The organism is Niveispirillum sp. BGYR6 (assembly GCF_027568365.1).
Lineage (GTDB): Bacteria > Pseudomonadota > Alphaproteobacteria > Azospirillales > Azospirillaceae > Niveispirillum.
Genome location: NZ_JANLNL010000009.1, coordinates 179,016 through 197,959, shown reverse-complemented (window position 1 = coordinate 197,959; position 18,944 = coordinate 179,016). Strand labels below are relative to the sequence as shown.

Annotated in this window: 14 protein-coding genes; 9 read left to right on the top strand and 5 right to left on the bottom strand. The window is 66.9% G+C overall.

Going from position 1 to position 18,944, the window contains the following annotated elements; translation table 11 throughout:
• Positions 1-18 precede the first annotated feature (18 nt).
• The gene (gene ptsP, locus PCJ49_RS18315; RefSeq protein ID WP_269912212.1) at positions 19-1,836 is read left to right on the top strand and encodes a phosphoenolpyruvate--protein phosphotransferase; all 1,818 of its coding nucleotides are present in this window, start codon (positions 19-21) and stop codon (positions 1,834-1,836) included.
• On the opposite strand, the gene PCJ49_RS18310 is transcribed toward ptsP, so the two are convergent.
• On the bottom strand, positions 1,817-2,863 hold the full coding sequence (locus tag PCJ49_RS18310; protein ID WP_269912211.1) for a HAMP domain-containing sensor histidine kinase: 1,047 nt from the start codon (positions 2,861-2,863) through the stop codon (positions 1,817-1,819). The two genes, ptsP and PCJ49_RS18310, sit on opposite strands and share 20 nt — an antisense overlap.
• A 94-nt stretch (positions 2,864-2,957) precedes the next feature.
• Between PCJ49_RS18310 and addA the strand changes: the two genes are divergently transcribed.
• Positions 2,958-6,491, top strand: a complete 3,534-nt coding sequence (addA, locus tag PCJ49_RS18305) for a double-strand break repair helicase AddA (RefSeq protein ID WP_269912210.1) — start codon at positions 2,958-2,960, stop codon at positions 6,489-6,491.
• A 9-nt stretch (positions 6,492-6,500) separates the two neighbouring features.
• Here the strand turns inward: addA and PCJ49_RS18300 are convergent, their stop codons facing one another.
• Entirely contained in the window at positions 6,501-7,073 is a 573-nt protein-coding gene (locus PCJ49_RS18300; RefSeq protein ID WP_269912209.1) for an AAA family ATPase, read from the bottom strand.
• A gap of 223 nt (positions 7,074-7,296) precedes the next feature.
• Here PCJ49_RS18300 and PCJ49_RS18295 point away from each other — a divergent pair, with 223 nt between their 5' ends.
• The 6 genes from PCJ49_RS18295 to PCJ49_RS18270 all read left to right on the top strand — a co-directional run bounded on the left by PCJ49_RS18295 (position 7,297) and on the right by PCJ49_RS18270 (position 14,515).
• Positions 7,297-8,094 (top strand): ABC transporter substrate-binding protein, encoded by a 798-nt coding sequence (locus PCJ49_RS18295; RefSeq protein WP_269912208.1) that lies wholly within the window; start codon positions 7,297-7,299, stop codon positions 8,092-8,094.
• The gene (locus PCJ49_RS18290; protein WP_269912207.1) at positions 8,091-9,080 is read left to right on the top strand and encodes an iron ABC transporter permease; all 990 of its coding nucleotides are present in this window, start codon (positions 8,091-8,093) and stop codon (positions 9,078-9,080) included. Before PCJ49_RS18295 ends, PCJ49_RS18290 begins: the two co-directional genes overlap by 4 nt.
• Before the next feature lie 99 nt (positions 9,081-9,179).
• Positions 9,180-10,058 carry an N-carbamoylputrescine amidase gene (gene aguB, locus PCJ49_RS18285; RefSeq protein ID WP_269912206.1) on the top strand — a complete coding sequence of 293 codons (879 nt, stop codon included), beginning with the start codon at positions 9,180-9,182 and terminating at the stop codon, positions 10,056-10,058.
• A gap of 34 nt (positions 10,059-10,092) precedes the next feature.
• On the top strand, positions 10,093-13,065 hold the full coding sequence (locus PCJ49_RS18280) for an SLBB domain-containing protein (protein ID WP_269912205.1): 2,973 nt from the start codon (positions 10,093-10,095) through the stop codon (positions 13,063-13,065).
• Position 13,066: 1 nt separating this feature from the next.
• On the top strand, positions 13,067-13,837 hold the full coding sequence (locus PCJ49_RS18275; RefSeq protein WP_269912204.1) for a glycosyltransferase: 771 nt from the start codon (positions 13,067-13,069) through the stop codon (positions 13,835-13,837).
• A gap of 204 nt (positions 13,838-14,041) precedes the next feature.
• Positions 14,042-14,515: a helix-turn-helix transcriptional regulator gene (locus PCJ49_RS18270; RefSeq protein ID WP_269912203.1), complete on the top strand. Its 474-nt coding sequence runs from the start codon at positions 14,042-14,044 to the stop codon at positions 14,513-14,515.
• Here PCJ49_RS18270 and PCJ49_RS18265 read toward each other — a convergent pair.
• From PCJ49_RS18265 to PCJ49_RS18255, 3 genes are read right to left on the bottom strand one after another with little or no spacing between them, the layout of a single operon-like run.
• On the bottom strand, positions 14,422-15,387 hold the full coding sequence (locus PCJ49_RS18265) for a glycosyltransferase family 2 protein (protein ID WP_269912202.1): 966 nt from the start codon (positions 15,385-15,387) through the stop codon (positions 14,422-14,424). The two genes, PCJ49_RS18270 and PCJ49_RS18265, sit on opposite strands and share 94 nt — an antisense overlap.
• A 4-nt stretch (positions 15,388-15,391) precedes the next feature.
• Positions 15,392-16,330 carry a hypothetical protein gene (locus tag PCJ49_RS18260; protein WP_269912201.1) on the bottom strand — a complete coding sequence of 313 codons (939 nt, stop codon included), beginning with the start codon at positions 16,328-16,330 and terminating at the stop codon, positions 15,392-15,394.
• A 25-nt stretch (positions 16,331-16,355) separates the two neighbouring features.
• A complete protein-coding gene (locus PCJ49_RS18255; RefSeq protein WP_269912200.1) occupies positions 16,356-17,618 on the bottom strand; it encodes a hypothetical protein in 1,263 nt (420 codons plus the stop codon).
• Between the two features lie 85 nt (positions 17,619-17,703).
• Here PCJ49_RS18255 and PCJ49_RS18250 point away from each other — a divergent pair, with 85 nt between their 5' ends.
• Positions 17,704-18,846, top strand: a complete 1,143-nt coding sequence (locus PCJ49_RS18250; protein ID WP_269912199.1) for a succinylglutamate desuccinylase/aspartoacylase family protein — start codon at positions 17,704-17,706, stop codon at positions 18,844-18,846.
• Positions 18,847-18,944 lie beyond the last annotated feature (98 nt).

The following is an 18,944-nucleotide window of genomic DNA, read 5'->3' as shown; positions in this document are numbered from 1 at the left end:
GCCCGCAGGAAACAGCCCATGACCCCGCGCAACGACCCTTCCCGCACCGGCGGGACGGCGACCGACATTTCATCCGGACTTCCCGGCCGCCAGCGCATCCTGCGCGGGCTGGGCGTGTCACCCGGCATCGCCATCGGCCCCGCCCATGTGGTGGAAGCCGGCACCCCCCAGGTGCCGGAATATGAGATCGCCGCCGAGGCCGTGCCGGACGAGCTGAAGCGCTTCCACCAGGCGGTGGAAAAGGCCCGGCGCCAGTTGGCCAAGCTGAAGCTGAAGGCCCGCACCCTGCCGGAGGAGGCGGCGGCCGACGTCGCCACCCTGCTGGAAGCGCATCAGGCCATGCTGTCCGGTTCCCGCCTGATCCGTGGGGTGGAACGGCGCATCCGCGACGATCTGGCCAATGCCGAATCGGCCGTGCAGCAGGAGATTGCGGCCCTGGCGCAGAGCTTCGCCGCCATGGATGATGCCTATCTGGCCGCCCGCGTGGATGATATCCGGGAGGCGGGCCGGCGGCTGATCCGCAACCTGCAGGACACGCCCTATCTCGCCTTTTCCCGCCTGCCCAACGATTCGGTGATTCTGGCAGAGGAACTGACGCCCGCCGATACGGCCCTGCTGGACCCGGCACGCATCGCCGGTTTTGCCACCGTGCTGGGCGGGGCGGAGGGGCACACCGCCATCATGGCCAGGTCGCTGGGCCTGCCGGCCGTGCTGGGCGCAGCGGGGCTGCTGCAGGGTGTGCAGCCGGGCGACATGGTGATCCTGGACGGGCAGCAGGGCCGGGTGCTGCTGAACCCCTCCCCGGAAATGCTGGCCGAATATCGCCAGCGTCAGGCCGCCTGGCGGGCGGAGCGGGAGCAGTTGCGCGGCCTGGGTGGCCTGCCCGCCATCACCCTGGATGGCACCACCATCGGCCTGCAGGCCAATCTGGAACTGCCGCGTGAGCAGGACAATGCCCGCGATGCCGGTGCCGCCGGCATCGGCCTGCTGCGCACCGAGTTCCTGTACATGAACCGCGACGATCTGCCGGGAGAGGAGGAGCAGTACGAGGTGCTGCGCACCCTGGTGGAGAAGATGGAAGGGCGCCCGGTCACCGCCCGCACCCTCGATGTGGGGGGCGAAAAGCTGGCCGGGCCATTGCGCCAACATTTCGCCAGCCCGGCCAACCCCGCCCTGGGCCTGCGCGCCATCCGGCTGGGGCTGAAGGAACCCAAACTGCTGGAAACCCAGCTGGCCGCCATGTTGCGCGCCGCCGCCCATGGGCCGTTGCGCGTGCTGGTGCCGATGATCTGTTCCCCCGGCGAGGTGCGGCATGTGCGCGACATGATGAATATCGTCGCCCGCCGCCTGCAACGGCGCGGCGTGCCGATCCCGGCGGAAATGCCCAAGCTGGGCGCCATGATCGAGATACCGGCGGCGGCCCTGGCGGCCGACGCCCTGGCCAATGTCTGCGATTTCTTCGCCATCGGCACCAATGACCTGATCCAGTATACGCTTGCCATCGACCGGGGTGATGAGCAGGTGGCCCATCTTTACGACCCGCTGCACCCGGCGGTGCTGCGGCTGGTGCAATTCACCGTGCAGGCGGCCAACCATGCCCGCATCCCGGTTTCCATCTGCGGGGAAATGGCCGGCGATCCGCGCTTCACCGCCCTGCTGCTGGGGCTGGGTGTGCGCGAACTCTCCATGGCGCCGGCCAACCTGCCCCTGGTGAAGCGCCGGGTGCGCGCGCTGGACCTGAACCGCGCCACCGCCTTGGCGGAACAGGTGATGGTCAAGCTAGACAGTGGCCAGATCGCCAAGCTGCTGGACGGGTTCAACGAGACGTTGGCGTAATGGCCCCACCCGGAAAACGCAGCATGATCCGGGTGCCGCCACCCTGCGTATCGACCGACAGGTCACCCCCATGGCGGCGGACCAGCAGGGCCGCCAGATAGAGCCCCAACCCCAGGCCGCCGACCCCCGCCGTCATCGGGTCGCCGGCCCGCAGAAACGGCTTGCCGATGGCGTCGCGCAGGGCATCCGGCATTCCCGGCCCGTCATCGGCAATCACCAGCCGCACCCCGCCATCGACCAGCAGTTCAGCCGCGATCTGTACCCGTGTCTGCGGTGGGGTATGGGCGATGGCATTATCCAGCAGGGCGAACAGGATTTGCTGCAGGGCGATGGCGTCGGCCCGGATCAACAGATCATCGGGCACCACCACCGCCACATCGGTGCGGCATTGCTGCGCCCGCACCCGCGCATTGCCGGCGGCCCGCAGCACCTCCGCCCGCAGGTCCAGCCGTTCCAGCCGCAGGGGGCGGCCCACCTCGGCCTCGGCACAGGCGACGATGGCTTCCACCAGTTCCAGCAGATTATGGCCAGCGCTGGCAATCTCCCCGGCATAGTCGCGCACGCGCTCCACCGAGCGGGCGATATCCGGCTGGCCCAGCATCTCCGAAAAGCCGATGACGGCGTTCAAGGGCGTGCGCAGCTCATGGCTGACGCTGGACAGGAACTGAGTCTTGGCCCGTTCCAGCGCCTGGGTTTCCATCTGCGCCTGCCGCAATGCCTCCGCCCCCGCCTCCCGCGCAGCCAGGGCCGCGCGGGTGCGTTCGGCAAAGGCAGTCATAAGACCCCGCACCACCAGATAGAGAATGATGGTGATGCTGCCGACATAGAGCAGCCCCTTGGCCGTCTGGAACAGGGACAGTGCATCGGCATCGCTGAACAAAGCCTCCGCCACCCGGTCGGAAAAGACGATCCAGGCGATGGAAGGCAGCAGGAACACCAGCGCCACCCGCCGGGCCGTGCGCGCCGGTGCCGCATCCAACCATTTTTCCCGATCCACCGACGCCCCCGGTCTTTTGTGGATGATCATGGGTTTCCCACAACCAAGGGTGACAATAACCCGAACCGGTGGCAAGCGTCACCCGTTGCGTGCGGGGGCTCCACCCCGCTACTCTGCCGCCATCATGCCGACAGATATCCAGACCATCGACCGCCCCACCGACCCCAATGTGCTGCAGCGCCGGGCGTCTGACCCGGAAAGCTCCGTCTGGGTGGGGGCCTCCGCGGGCACGGGCAAGACCAAGGTGCTGACCGACCGGGTGCTGCGGCTGATGCTGGCCGGCACGGAACCGTCGCGCATCCTCTGCCTGACCTTCACCAAGGCGGCGGCGGCGGAAATGGCCAACCGCATCGCCGACCGCCTGTCAGTCTGGGCGGTGGCAGAGGATGCCAAACTCCAGGACTATCTGACGGCCCTGACCGGTCATGCGCCTTCGCGGGCAGAGGTGACGGCTGCCCGCCGCCTGTTCGCCCGCGTTCTGGATGCACCGGGCGGCATGAAAATCCAGACCATTCACGCCTTCTGCCAATCGCTGCTGCGCCGCTTCCCCCTGGAAGCGGGCTTGGCCCCGAATTTTGAGGTGATGGACGACCGCACGGCGGATGAGCTGCTGGAGGAGGCCAAGCAATCCGTGCTGCTGGCCGGACGGTATGACCCCGACAGCCCCCTGTCCCAGGCCGTGGCCCTGCTGGCCGGCACCGTGTCGGAGGATGATTTCAACCAGTTGCTGGCCGACCTGACGGCCGAGCGCGGGCGGCTGCGGCGCATTCTGGATGCAAATGGCGGGCTGGAAGGTGCTATCACCGCCCTGCGTCAGCATCTGCGGCTGGCCGAAGGCGACAGCGAAGCGGCCTTGCTGGCACGGGCCTGCGCGGATGGCGGCTTTGACATGATCGGCCTGCGCCGCTGCTGCACCCATCTGGCCGGCGGCACAAAGACGGATGTCGAGCGTGGCATCGGTTTGCAGATGTGGCTGGACAGCGACGCCGCCAGCCGCCTGCGCAACTGGCGCGGCTACCTTCCCCTGCTGCTGACGGCGGATGGGGAGGTGCGCAAGACGCTGATGACCAAGAAACTGGTCGACAGCGACCCGATGGCGCTGGACATATTGCAGCGGGAAGCCGCCCGCCTGATCGCCGTGCTGGAGGAACAAAAACGCCTGCTGGTGGGCACCTATACCGCAGCCCTGCTGCGGCTGGGCGAGGCGATGCTGGGCACCTATCAGCGGCTGAAGGATGCCCGTGCCCTGCTGGATTTCGACGATCTGATCCTGGCCGCCTCCAACCTTTTGACCGGCCAGGGGGTGCTGGCCGGGCGGCCGGATGCCTGCGCCTGGGTGCTGTACAAGCTGGATGGCGGGCTGGACCATGTGCTGATCGATGAGGCGCAGGACACCAACCCCGAACAATGGGCCGTGGTGAAAAGCATCGCCGAGGAGTTTTTCAGCGGGCTGAACGCAGCGGACGGCAAAATCCGCACCCTGTTCGTGGTGGGTGACGACAAGCAATCCATCTTCAGCTTCCAGCGCGCCGACCCGGCGGAATTCGCCCGTATGCGGCAGCATTTCGGGCAAAAGGTGGCTGCGGCATCCCAAAACTGGCAGGTGGTGGACCTGCAAACCTCCTTCCGCTCCGTCGCGGCCGTGCTGCGCGCGGTGGATCAGGTCTTTGCCGCCGGGCTGGCCCGTGACGGGGTGGCCAGCGATGGGGTGGATGTGCGCCACATCCCCTTCCGGCGCGGCATGGCCGGCAAGGTGGAAATCTGGCCGCTGGTGCGCCCGGCAGACGCCGCCGAACCCACGCCCTGGGCCCCGCCGACATCCACCGAACAGGCCGACAAGCCGGTGGCCCGGCTGGCCGCCGTGATGGCCGACCAGATATCCGTCTGGCTGCGCCAGGGGGAGATGCTGGAACCCAAGGGCCGCCCGGTGCGGCCCGGCGATATCATGGTGCTGGTCCGCCGCCGCAACCAGTTTGTGCAGCATCTGGTCCGCGCCCTGAAGGATCGCGACGTGCCGGTGGCCGGCATTGACCGGATGGTGCTGACCGAACAGCTTTCGGTGATGGACCTGCTGGCCCTGGGCCGGTTCCTGATTCTGCCGGAAGATGATCTGACGCTGGCCACCCTGCTGAAATCCCCCCTGATCGGGCTTTCGGAGGATCAGCTTTTCCAGGTGGCCTATGGTCGCCCCGGCAGCCTGTGGATGGCGCTGACCACCAAGGCCAAGAGTGATGCGGCCCTGGCGCCCGCCCATGATTATCTGCGCGCCTTGCTGGCCGATACCGATTATCGCGCACCCTATGAGCTGTTTGCCGGCCTGCTGACACGGCCCTGCCCCGCCGACCCCAAACCCGGCGAAGGGTCCGGCCGCCGCGCCATATTGGCCCGGCTGGGGTCGGAGGCGATGGACCCGCTGGACGAGTTTCTGACTGCCTGCCTGACCTTTGAGCGCGATCACGTCGCCTCCCTGCAAGGCTTCATCCATTGGTTGGAGGCGTCACAGGCGGAGGTGAAGCGCGAGCTGGATACCGGCGGGGGTGAGGGCGAAGGGCTGGTGCGGATCATGACCGTGCATGGCTCCAAGGGCTTGCAGGCCCCCATCGTCTTCCTGCCCGACACGATGGGCGAACCGGATATGAGCCCGCGCATCCTGTGGCCGGAGCCGGAGGCGAAAGGGCCAGATGTACCGCTTTACGCCCCGCGCCGGGGCATGGAACATGATGGGGCCAAAGAGGTGCGCGCCGCCGCCGACCGAAGGCGCGACCAGGAATATCGCCGCCTGCTTTATGTGGCGCTGACGCGGGCGGAAGACCGGCTGATCGTCTGCGGCTGGGAACAGGCGGCCAAATCCGGCGGGCCCGGAAGCTGGTACCGGCTGGTGGAACAGGCGCTGGGCGGCATGGCCAAGGGCGTGCCGTTTGACTTCACCGCCATTTCACCGGCCGGCTGGGCCGGTGAAGGGCTGGCTTTGCATGATGTGCAGACCGAACCGGTGAAGGCCCCGCCCCCGCTGGCCCCCAGCACTGGACCCGCAAACAGTTTGCCCCTCTGGGCCCGCGTGCCGGCCCCGAAAGACCCCACCCCATCCAAACCGCTGATGCCCTCCCAACCGGAAGGGCCGGAACCGGCCGTGCGCTCCCCCTTGGGGGCTGACGATGGCAAGCGCTACAAGCGCGGTACACTGATGCATAAGCTGTTGCAGGTGCTGCCCGATACCGACCCCGCCCATTGGCGGGACAGTGCGGCATCCTGGCTGGCGCGGCCGGCGCATGAATTGACGGCGGCAGAGCAGCGGGAAATCGCCGACGAAGCCATTGCCGTGCTGACCGATCCCCGCTTCGCCCCGCTGTTCGGGCCGGACAGCCGGGGCGAGGTGCCGGTGGTGGGGCTGGTCGGTGACTGGGCCATCTCCGGCCAGATTGACCGGCTGCTGGTCACGGATGCGGAGGTCTGGATCGTCGATTACAAGACCAACCGGCCCCCACCCAAACAGGCCGAGGATGTGCCGGTGGTCTATCTGCAGCAGATGTCGGCCTATCGGGATGCCATGCGCCAGCTTTACCCCGGCCGCAGGGTGCGTTCCCTGCTGCTCTGGACCGATGGGCCCTACACGATGGAACTACCGGACGGGTTGCTGGATACGCACCGGCCGGGGTGACGCTACGGTTCATGTGCCAAGACACTTGGGATCAAGCTGGCCCAGCACCCAGCCCAGCCGGTCAGCCGGGGCCCTAACCGTTTCCGGCAGCAGCACCAAGCGTTCCGGCGCCACATAGCGCCGGCACAGACCTTCCAGAATCGTCTGAAAATGCAGCTGCATCCAGGGGTTGGTGCTGCGGATACCGTCATCGGCCAGTGGCAGTGCTCCCCAGGGCAACAGAATCACCCGCTCATAATCCGCCATGGCGCAGATGGCGCGGGCCAGCAACGCCTCTGTCGCGGCCGGGGCTTCCACACCGTAACCATTGGCCAGCCAGAAGGCGGCCATATCCAGGGGTGTGCGGTCAGTCAGCAGCGGGCCATTCGGGTTGGCCAGCCGCCGCGCCAGGCTGGTCGCATCCTCCAGCAGCAAGGCCCGGTGCCCCTCTCGCGTCAATTGATGCAGATCGAAGCCGGCCATCAGCCGGGCCCGCATCGCCTCTGCCACCAGTTCCCGGTCCAGCCGTGCCGCCAGCCCTTTGCCCAGCGTCGTCTTGCCGGTGCCGGCACTGCCGGTGAGGCCGATATGTCCACGTCCCATCGCCACCCCCATGACGCCATGCCGTCGCCTTGCGCGGTTGCAGCCGGCCCGGCCCCCACCCTATAAGCATGGCGGGGCGGTTTAACGCGCCTGCGATGCCGGGAAAGGGTTATTGATCGTGCGACCGCCGCCAACAGCCGGGGCGAAGCCTGAACCGGGGCGGGGCCACCACCCCTTTTTTGCCGGTCTCTTTGTCCTGTTTATGGCGATTCTCGTACCATTCATGGCAAAAGCGGACGCGGTGCCCCATCGCATCGTCTCGCTTAACCTCTGCACCGATCAGCTGTTGCTGACGCTGGCCCCGCGGGAGCGGATTGCCGGCCTGTCCTTTCTGGCCACCGACCCCGACCTTTCCGCCCTGGCGGCAGAGGCGGCGGGTCTGCCGCTGCTGCGGGGCCAGGCGGAAGAGGTGTTGCCGCTGCGGCCCGATCTGGTGCTGGCGGGGCAATATACCGCCCGTCCCACCGTAGCGCTGTTGCGCGCGCATGGCATCACGGTGGTGGAGGTGGGGCTGACGGCAGATTTCGCCGCCATCCGCCAGCAGATACGCAGCGTCGCCGCCGCCCTGGGCACGGTGGAACGGGGGGAAGCGGTGATCGCCGCCATGGATCAGGCGCTGGATCAGGCGCGGCCTTCCCCCGGACGGATACGGCCGCGCGTGCTGGCCCTGGCGCCGGGGGCCTTCACGGCCGGCAGCGGTACCCTGTCCGATGCGGCGATGCAGGCGGCGGGGATGCAGAATTACGCCGCCACCAAGGGGCTGGTCGGTTATGGCTATCTGGCCCTGGAAAGCATCGCCGCCGACCCGCCGGACCTGTTGCTGATGGATGGGGACGAAGGGCAAGCCCCTTCGTTGAATGGTCAGCTGCTGAACCATCCCGCCTTGACCCATGCCGTACCCGCCACACGTCGCCCCGCCGTTCCCGCCCGGCTCTGGGCCTGCGGCGGCCCCTTCACGGCGGAGGCCGTGCGCCGATTGGCGGCGGCACGCGATCTTCTGGCAACGGAGGCTCGGCCATGATGCGGCGCTGGCTGACCCCTGCCCTGCTGCTGTTGGTGGTGGTGCTGTTCATCCTGTCCCTCTCGGTGGGGCCCAGCGCCATCTCTCTGCCGCTGGCCATGGCTGACTGGTGGCGCGGCGGGGACAGCACCGCCGCCATTATCTTTGCCGATATCCGCCTGCCACGTGCCCTGCTGGCTTTGATGATCGGCGCGGTACTGGGCCTTTCCGGTGCTGCGCTGCAGGGGCTGCTGCGCAATCCGCTGGCCGAACCGGGCTTGATCGGCGTCTCCGCCAGTGCCGGGCTGGGCGCCGTCATCGCCTTTTACAGCGGGGCCAGCCTGCTGTTTCCGCTGGCGCTGCCGGCGGGGGGGATTGCCGGTGCCCTGATCGCGGTGACGCTGCTTTATCTGCTGGCGGGCAAACAGGCCGGGATGCTGACGCTGATTCTGGCCGGGGTGGCCATCAGCTCCCTGGCCGGCGCCCTGACCTCCCTGGCGCTGTCGCTGTCGCCCAACCCGTTTGCCCTGTCAGAGATCGTGTTCTGGATGCTGGGCTCTCTGGCCGATCGATCGATGACACATATATATGTGTCGGCCCCGTTCATGCTGGCCGGATCGCTGGCCCTGCTCTCCGTCGGGCGCGGGCTGGATGCCTTGTCATTGGGGGAAGATACCGCCCGCTCCCTGGGCTTTTCCACCGCGCGGCTGGCCCTGTTCACCATTGGCGGCACCGCGTTGGCGGTGGGGGCAGCCGTCGCCGTGGCCGGCGCCATTGGCTTTATCGGCCTGATCGTGCCACATCTGCTGCGCCCGCTGGCGGGCTATCAGCCCTCCCGCCTGTTGCCTTTGTCGGCCCTGGGCGGGGCGGCCCTGCTGCTGGCGGCCGACATTGCCGTGCGGCTGGGCGGGCCAGGGCCGGAACTGAAGCTGGGCGTCGTCACCGCCCTGCTGGGTGCCCCCTTCTTCCTGGCCCTGGTGCTGCGCCACCGGCGCAATCTGGCGTGATGTTATCTGTCACAAAACGAACATGCCAAAGCCCCCTGGGCAGCAGGGGGGCGGCTTGGCTATGGTGGGGGCAACCATCCTCAGCCGGGAAGCCCATCCATGCGCCAAGTGACCGTCGCCGCCACCCAGTTCGCCTGCAGCTGGGACCGTGCGGCCAATATCGCCAAGGCCGAGGCGATGATCCGCGCCGCCCATGCTCAGGGCGCGCAGATCATCCTGATCCAGGAACTGTTCGAAACTCCCTATTTCTGCCAGGACCAGAAGCCGGAATATTTTGAGCTGGCCGCCCCGGCAGAGGGCAACCCGTTGCTGGCCCGCATGTGCGATCTGGCCCGCGAACTCTCGGTGGTGTTGCCGCTCAGCTTTTTTGAAAAGGCGAACAACGCCCATTATAACTCCCTGGCCACCATTGATGCCGATGGCAGCATCCTGGGCATCTATCGCAAGAGCCATATCCCTGACGGGCCGGGCTATCAGGAGAAATTCTATTTCACGCCGGGCGACAGCGGCTTCCAGGTCTACCAGACCCGTTATGCCCGCATCGGCACCGGCATCTGCTGGGACCAATGGTTCCCCGAGGCCGCCCGCGTGATGGCTTTGCAGGGGGCGGAAATCCTGTTCTACCCCACCGCCATCGGCTCTGAACCGCAGGATGCCAGCCTGGACAGCCGCGACCATTGGCAACGCGTCATGCAGGGCCATGCCGGTGCCAATCTGGTGCCGCTGGTGGCCAGCAACCGGATCGGTACCGAAACGTTTGAGACGGGCAGCATCACCTTCTATGGCTCCAGCTTCATTGCGGGACCGAAAGGAGAGAAGATTGCCGAGGCGGAGCGCACGGGCGAAGCCCTGCTGACCGCCACCTTCGATCTGGATGCGGTGGCCCGCACCCGCAATGGCTGGGGTGTCTTCCGCGACCGGCGGCCGGCGCTCTATGCCCCCATCATGGGCTCTGACGGTCGCACCCCACGCGGGTGAAGCGGCATTGCTGCATGGCGGCAAGCGATGAATTGTGTATGATGAGCCATATACTATTCATCGCCTGTATTTTGCCGTGGGCCTGCCGCTGAAAATACTGATCACCATTCTCACTCTCGCGTTTTGCGCGCTGATTGGCAGCTCCGCAGGGGGGGCAGAGGCACCCAGCGCGGTGGAGCTGCTGTTCAGCCGCCGGGCCGGGCAGGATTTGCGGCTTTATGGCCGCGATCTGTTCCGGCAGGGGGCGGATTCGCCCACCCTGCCCCCCATGGGTGCCATCGCCGATGATTACCGGCTGGGACCGGGCGATGAACTGGTTCTGCATCTGCGCGGACAGGTCAGCCGCAGCAGCCGTCATGTGATCGGCCAGGATGGGCTGCTGACGGTGGAGGATCTCCGCCCCCTGCAGGCCGCTGGCCGCAGCCTGGGTGAACTGCGGCGGGAGGTGGAAGAGGCAGTTTCCGCCGCGCATCTGCAAACCCAGGCCTATCTTTCCATCGGCCGTACCCGCCAGATCGGCGTGCTGGTGCTGGGGGAGGTGGCGCGGCCGGGGCGCCAGCAGTTGAACGGTTTCGCTACCCCGCTGGATGCGCTGCTGGCGGCGGGCGGTATCGGCCCCCAGGGCAGCCTGCGCGCCATCCGGCTGTTGCGACCGGGGGAAGCCCCCTTGGTGCTGGACCTGTACACCCTCCTGGAACAGGGGGATGGACCAGCAACCCAGGTGCTGGGCGATGGGGCGCGGCTGGTGGTGCCGCCGCTGGGGCCCACCATCGCCGTGGCCGGGGCGGTGAAACGGCCCGGCATCTATGAACTGCCCGCCGATGGCCCCCTGGATGGGGAAATGGCCCTGGCCTTGGCCGGCGGCCCGGTAAGACCGGGCGGGGACCGGACCGTGCTGCTGCGCTATGGCCGGGATGGGGTGGAGGAGGCACAGCCCCTGCCCGCCCCCGACATGGCGGCGATGCAGGATGGCGATCTGCTGCTGCACACGCCCGATGGCGGCACACGGGCGGGCAGCCTGTCCCTTTCCGGCCATGTGGAAACGCCGGGGGCCCGGCCCTTTGCCGCCCGTCTGGTTGATCTGATCGACCGGCATGACCTGCCGCCCGATCTCTATCAACCGCTGGCCGTGCTGCTGCGGCGCAACCGGGCCGGCGGTGCGGCAGAGATGCGGGCGGTCGATCTGGGGGAAATGCTAGCCGGGCGCAGCGACATTCCCAGCCAGGATGGGGATGAGCTGGTGCTGCTGGGGGCGGCCGATATCGCCTTTTTACGCTCCCGCGCGGTGCTGTCGCAATTCACCGCGGGTGCCGCAGCGCAGGGGGATGATTGCCCAGGCCTGCGCAGCCTCTCTGCTGCACTGACCGCCGACCCGGCAGGCACGCTGGCCGCCGGCCCCCTGGCGCTGGCCGCGCGGGAGATGGCGGGGCCTGATCTGCCCTGCCCGCCCCTGTTCCAGGATCAGCCGGACCTGTTGCCCTTTCTGTTGAGCCAATCGGCCTTTCTGCGCCAGGGCGCCCTGCGTCCCGGCCCCTATCCGATCCTGCCTGGCACAAAACTGAACCTGATTGCCCCCCTTGCCGGCGCCGCCATGGCGGATGATCTCCGCCTGCAGCCGGGGGAGGTGGTGGATATCGGGGGCGATGGGGTGTCGCTCTCCGGGGCCGTACGCCAGCCGGGGTTGCGCCCCCTGGCCAATGCCGCCACGCTGGCCAGCCTGTTGGGCGATGGCGCGCCATTGCGCGGGGATGCCTATGGGCTGGTGGCGATATTGGATCGTTTCGATAGCGTGACTATCGCCCGACAAATTCAGCTTTTCGCCCCGGCGGACGTGGTGGCGGGGCGGTTCGACCTGCGGCTGCGCGATGGCGACCGCATCACCATCCTGGCCCGCGATCAGGTGCGGCTGGCCTTCCCCACCCCAGAGCTTGAGACTGTTCCGGCTACGGAACAAAAACCCGTGCCGCCAAAGGGAACACCGGCAGTCGCCCCCCTGCCCACCGATATCCGCAGCCTGCTTGCCGAGCGGATCATTGGCGTCCGCGGCGGCGTGGTGATGCCGGGTGACTATCCGGTGGCCGGTCCTGTCCCGCTGGCCAGCCTGCTGCGTGCGGCCGGGGGCCTGCGCAACGAAGCGGACCCGCACCGGGTGGAACTGGTGCCAATGCCGGGGTCAGAGGCGCCGACCTCCCTGCTGACCGGAGGTGTCAGCGCTGACCGGCCCATCCGCCCCGGCGAAGCGGTGCGGGTTGCCCTGCAACGCCGCCCGGCGGAGACCCGGGCGGTGATGGTGGCAGGCGAAGTGATGGAACCGGGCGGCTTTGATCTGGCACCGGGTGAGAAACTGTCCAGCCTGCTGGCGCGGGCCGGTGGCCTGACGCCCCATGCCTATCCGGCCGGCGCCATCTTCACCCGCGAAAGCGCGAGGCTGGCAGAAGAGGAAGGGTTGCGCCGGGCGGCGCGGGAAATGGACCGGGAACTGGCGCAGATGCTGGGTGGCAAGAACCCGCCCGATCCGCAGCGCGTGGCGCTGGCCCGCCAGTTGGCAGATGAATTGCGCAGCACCAATGGCCTGGGCCGCATCACCGTGCAGCTGGATCCGGAAATCCTGGCCAGCCGGCCGGAACTGGATATCACCTTGCAGGCGGGCGACCGCATCTACATCCCCAAACGCCCGGCCACCGTGACCGTCGCCGGGGAGGTGCTGGCCCCGGCCAGCCTGCTGTTCGACCCCCAAAAACAGGCGGAGGATTACCTGCGGGAAGCGGGCGGCCTGACCCGCTTTGCCGATGATGACCGGATTTTCCTGATCCATCCCGATGGCAGCGCGGAACCGCTGAGCCAGCCGCGCGGCCGGCATGGCCGGGTGGCCGTGACGCCGGGGGCCATGCTGGTGGTGCCGCGCGACGCCGAACCGCTGGAGATCCTGCCCCTGGCGCAGAGCATCACCACCATCCTGAGCCAGATTGCCTTCAGTGCGGCCGCCATCGCCAATATCAGCGATTGAGATGGGTACCCCCGCGCTCAGCATCATCACCGTGGTGCGCCAGGATCGCGCCGGGCTGGCGGCCACACGCGCCAGCCTGGGGACCATGCCCACCGGGGTGGAATGGCTGGTGGCCGATGGTGGCTCCACCGACGACACGCTGGCCGCCCTGAACGGCCCTGGCCCCCAACCTGACTGGCTGGACAGCCGGGCCGATGGCGGGCCGTTTGGCGGCATGGATCGCGCGCTGGCACAGGCCAGGGGTGAGTTCGTTCTGTTCCTCAATGCCGGTGACCGGCTGGCCGATCCGACCATGCTGTCAACCCTGCTGGCACTGACCCAGGCCAGGGATGCGGCGGACCTGATCTATGGCGATGCGGCGGAGGATCCGGGCGATGGCCTCATCCGGCGTAAACCGGCCCGTCACTGGCGCTGGGCCTTCTACGGAATGCCAGCGCACCATTGCGCCATCCTCTATCGTCGGCAGCTGTTGGCCGGTTTGCGTTTCCATTGTGGCTATCGCATCGCGGGGGATTATGCGGTGACCGTGCAGGCCCTTGCCCGCACCACGGCCATCTGCCGGATTCCCCTGCTGATTGCCTGCTTCGCCCCTGGCGGCCTGTCACGCCGGCAGGCTGCCAGGGGAAGAGATGAACAGCATCATATCAGAATGTACTATTTAAAGCTGTCGCCCAGCCTCTCCCTTGCCCTCAAACTGCTACAAAGTGTCGCAGCCATCCTGCGAAAATACATACCAAAGACATACGCCTTGATGCGATTTCGTCGCCATTGATTCGATACATCTCCTCCGCCAAAAGACCGTTAATCCGCCATTTACATGGACTTAGGAGGTATCCGCATAGGAAAATTCCCTTGAAAGTAAACAATTTTAGTCAAACTTGTGCACACTAATCTAGATGCACTATGCAACCTGTCGTATTTGACGCTGGCGCGCACTTCTATATACCTAAGGATAGGTTTTTGAATGGAGTGCGTGATGCTTGAGAAAAAGCTGGCGACCAGGAACGGGCTGGCTCAGCCCTACTCTCTCTCCAAGCGTGGGGAGGGGCCGAACCCGATTGATATCCATGTGGGTCAGCGTTTGCGCCTTCGCCGCACCCTCCTTGGTCTCAGCCAGGAAACTCTTGGCGAATCTGTCGGCATTACTTTCCAGCAGCTGCAGAAATATGAGCGTGGCGCCAACCGCATCAGCGCCAGCCGCCTGTTCAATCTCAGCCAGGTGCTGGGCGTGCCGGTGACCTTCTTCTTCGACGATCTGCCGGTGCATGATGTCGAAACCACGGTTGAAGAACCCAGCGAGACGCAGGAATTCGAATCCATGGCCCGGCGCGAAACGCTGGAACTGGTGCGTGCCTATTATCGCATTCCGGAAGAGATGGTGCGCCGCCGCACCTTCGAACTGGTCAAGGCACTGGCCGGCGACACCAACGAATCCAGCAAGGACGCCTGAGCCATCGGCAGGCGCGCGGGTGGCGGCGCTGTGCGCCGCGCCCGCAGCCAATCCCGCTTCAGGCTGATTGACCAGTAGTAAAAGGCCCGGGCCGCTGCATGGTGCAGGCCCGGCGCCCCATCCAGAAATCCCAGATACAGCACGTAAGAGTGCAGGAACGCCCAGAGCGGGCGGCCCGGCAACCGGGCGACCAGCCATTTGGCCAGACGGCGCCAGCCCTTCTCGCCGGCCAGCCGGCAGTTCTGGCCCGCCCCCGCCACTTCCAATGCCGCTTCCCAGTCGGAATAGCGGTTGTGACGGTCGAACCAGGCAAAGGGCGGCTTTTCATCGGCATGGATCATCGCCGTCGCCAACTGGCCCACCGGCCCCTGCAATTCGGGCTGATAATGCCCCTCCACCTCCCACATTGCGGCGATCTGCAAATCATCACAGACCGGAAAGCGGGCACGGTGGCGATGCAGCAAGGCCATTTTGCGGTAAGGGCTGCCATGGCGCAGCACCTGACCCAGCCAGACCGGCCGGCTGTCGATAAAAAACGCGGCCTCCTGGCGGGGTTGCGCCATCAGGGCGGCAATTTCCGCCACCAGCGCTTGGGGCAACCGCTCATCGGCGTCAACAAACAGCACCCAATCATAGGCCAGCCCCGGCCATTCCAGCGACCATTGCTTTTTCTTCGGATAGCGGCCGTTCCAGCGGAAGGGCACAATGTCTGCCCCCATTTCCACCGCGATGCTGGCAGTATCGTCACTGCTGTGGCTGTCGACCACCAGCAATTGGGCAAAATCCCCCAGACAGCGCAGGCACTCGGCGATATTCGCCGCTTCATTGCGGGTCATCACCACCACGGAAACCGGGATCGGGTATAAGGACATCCCCCTACCCCCGCCGCCAGCCATGATAGGCACCAATGCCGAACAGGGCGAGGAACAGCCCGCCCACCGCCCCGGCCGGAACCAGCAGAATGGGGTTGGGCCAGTCGGCGAGGCTGAGGGAGGATGGCGCCTCCAGCGCATCGGCCGCGTAGGGCAGCCCGACATCCAGCATCAGCAGCAGCCGTTCCTGTTCCCCCAGCAGGGCGGACAGCGCCCGATAATTCTCCATATTGGAGAGGCCCTCCAGGCGGCGGCCGACATGGCCCATTTCCGCCTTCACCCGGCGCACCGCCTCTTCCCGCAGATGCGCCTCTGTCGCCGTATGCAGCCGGGTCAGCAGCAGCATGGCGAAATCCCGCTTTTCATGGCGGTAGACCAGCCGGCGCAGCGGCCCACCTGAAACGGATTCAATGGCAAGCTGGCGTTTAAGATGGCGGGCAAGATCGGCTGCATCCGGCGGCGCCCATGTCTGATGGCCGGCCAGCCAGCGCAAACCCCGCCCAAACCGGGCGATCAGCCCGGTCGGCGGGCGCCACTGCCCCGCCTCCTCATCCCAGGCGGTGCGGAAAATCTCCCGCATGATCGCCGGATCGCCCACCAGCTTCTCCGCCACCGGCACCGACGTCAGCAAGGCCAGATAGCGGGCGAAATCCGACACCAGCTCATCCGCCGTGCCCTGCTCCGCAATGTTCCGGCCGGCGGCCGGGGTGAGCGCGGGGGTGCGGGGGCCCATGGCGGCCGGTCCGCTGCGCCCAGTGGGCCCCACCACCATGGTGGCGGTGAATTGCGGCGGCACGACATGCAGCGCCAGGGACATCAGCGCGGCACCGGAAAGGGTGGCCAACAGCAGCCAGTGCCACGCCCGCCCCAACGCCAGCAGCAATGGCGCCAGCCCAGGGGCTGAAACGGAAAAGTCGATTGGGGCGGCGATACTGTCCGGCACGGCGACTGACTACTCTTTTCATCACCTATATCAAGAGAGTGTATTCCATTTTCTCCCTTGTAAAGGGTGATTCTGGCATAGACACGACCAGAGAGAGGATGAGGCTGAAGCAGATATATTTAAAACTTGTATGCAGAAAACAGCCGATCAGCAAAGAGGGGGCCGCCGCCAGGAACAGCATGGGCAGCACGATCGCCTGCCGCGCCACCTGTCCCGCAAGAGTGCCAACGTAAAGCGCCATCCCCACCAGCCCCAGCAGCCCAACCTTCAACAGGAAATAGCTGAGCGCGCTATGGGTGTAGGAGACACGCCAATAACCGACGGCGGGGTTGGCCACCAGTGCCCCCCAGCCATCACCGATCAGAAAGGCCAGCGGATCGCGCCCCACCTGATCCAGTACCGCCAGCACCTCCCCAACCCGGTTGTTGAGGCCAACCGATTCGGTCTTGGCCGCCACCAGCCCGGCCACACCGGCCAGCGGCACCCCGGCCGCGACCACCAGCACCACCAGCCCGCCGCCCAGCAACAGGGCAAACAGCGGGCGGCGGGCCAGCACCCGCCACAGGCCCAGCAGGATGGCCAGCAGCGACAGGCCCAGTGCGGCACGGTGAATGGTGGCCGCCAGCGCCAGCAGACAGGCCAGCCCGCCCAGCCCATAAAGCAGCGGCAGGCTCAGCCGCCAAAGCCGCGCCGCGTCACCGCCCGGCCGTGACACGGCCCGCAGGCACAGCCAGACACCGGCGAAGGGGACCAGGGCGCTGTTCAGCAGATACTCCTTACCCTCCCCTAACGACGTGCTGCCCAGCGCCGACAGCGCCATCCCCGCCCCCACCCACCAGCGCAGGGCCAGGGCGCAGCCGGCCCAGCCAGCGCAATCCACCATCCGGGTGAACTGCGCCGGAGAGAGGCGGGACAGGCCCGGCGCCAGCAGCACAGGCAGCGACAAAAACAGGAAGGGGAGGACATCCCGCACCATGTCGGTGATGCCCCAGCCATTCCACAGGCCCCGAATCATCCCCAGCCAGAGCAGGGCCATCAGCACCAGCGAGGCCATGCGAAAGGCCAGTCCAGGGCCGGTTCGGCGGCTGAACAGGGAGAGGCCGCTGGCCAGCAGCAGCGGCCCGCGCCAGCCGATGAACAGGATCAGCCCGGCAAAGATCAGCATTTCCTGCAGGCGCAGACCGGGCGGGGCCGGGGCGCTGGCCGCGCCATAGAGCAGGATGGCCGCCGCCAGCGCCCCCGCCCGCCATCCGCCCATCGCCTTCAAGCCGATATCCATATCTGACATGCAACCACACCAGACCATGCCATGAAGCGGCCGGGCTGCAAAGGTGAATGGACAATCGGCCGGGCTTGAGGCCAAATCCGGGGCCATGACACACGCCATCGACACCATCACCCTGCCGCATGGTCGCCCCGGCACCAGCCGCACGGTCCGCATCCACCGTTTCGGCCAACCGGGCGCGCGGCCCAAGGCCTATATCCAGGCGGGGCTCCATGCCGGCGAACTGCCAGGGATGCTGGTGGCGCAGCTGCTGGTGCAGCAGCTGGGTGAACTGGATGCCGTCGGCGCTGTAACGGGGGAAATTGTGCTGGTGCCCATGGCCAACCCGATCGGGCTGGACCAGATGCTGCTGGGCACGCATCTGGGCCGATTCGATCTGGCCGCCGGGGTGAATTTCAACCGCAGCTTCGCCGATCTGTGGGAACCGGTGGCCCAGGCCCTGCGCGATGGCCGCATCGGCCAGCTGGGGCCGGATGCTGAAAGCAACCGCCGGCTGATCCAGCAGGCATTGGCCGATGCCGCCCGGGCCCTGACCCCACGAACGGAGGCCGACGCCCTGCGCCGCCTGCTGCTGCTGAACGCGGTCGATGCCGATCTGATGCTGGATCTGCATTGCGACAGCGAAGCGGCCATGCATCTCTACACCACCCCGGCCTGCTGGCCCGATTTTGCCGATCTGGCCGCCCGCCTGGGCTGTCTGGCCGCCCTGCTGGCGGAAAGTTCGGGGGGGGAGCCGTTTGATGAGGCCTGTTCCACCCCCTGGGACCGGTTGCGCACCCTGTTCGACACGCCGGAAACCCCCATTTCCGTCGGCTGCCACGCCACCACGGTGGAATTGCGCGGTGAAAGCGATGTGGATGATGGGCTGGCCGCACATGATTCCGTCGCCATCATGGGCCATCTGGCCTGGCGCGGGGTGCTGAACCTGCCCGCGTCTGCAATGGAACCGGACCTTGCCCTTGCCACCCCGCTGGCCGCCGTGGACCGGGTGCGCGCACCGGTGGGCGGCGTGGCGCTTTATCATGTGGCGCTGGGGGATCAGGTGACGACCGGCCAGCATGTGGCCACGGTGATGGACCCGGCCACAGGCGAACGCCATCTCTGCCACGCCGGCACCGATGGCCCCGTTTGGTCCCGCCGGCAATGCCGCTATGTCGGGCCGGGCGACATATTGCTGTCCATTGCCGGACGGGAAGTGCTGGTCACCACCGGCAATCTGCTGACGGCATGAAAAAAGGCGGTCCATCGGGCCGCCCTTTTTTTCGTTGTCCGGAACCAACCAGATTTACACAAATATCCCTTGATCGAGACCGATCCAGGACGATTCTG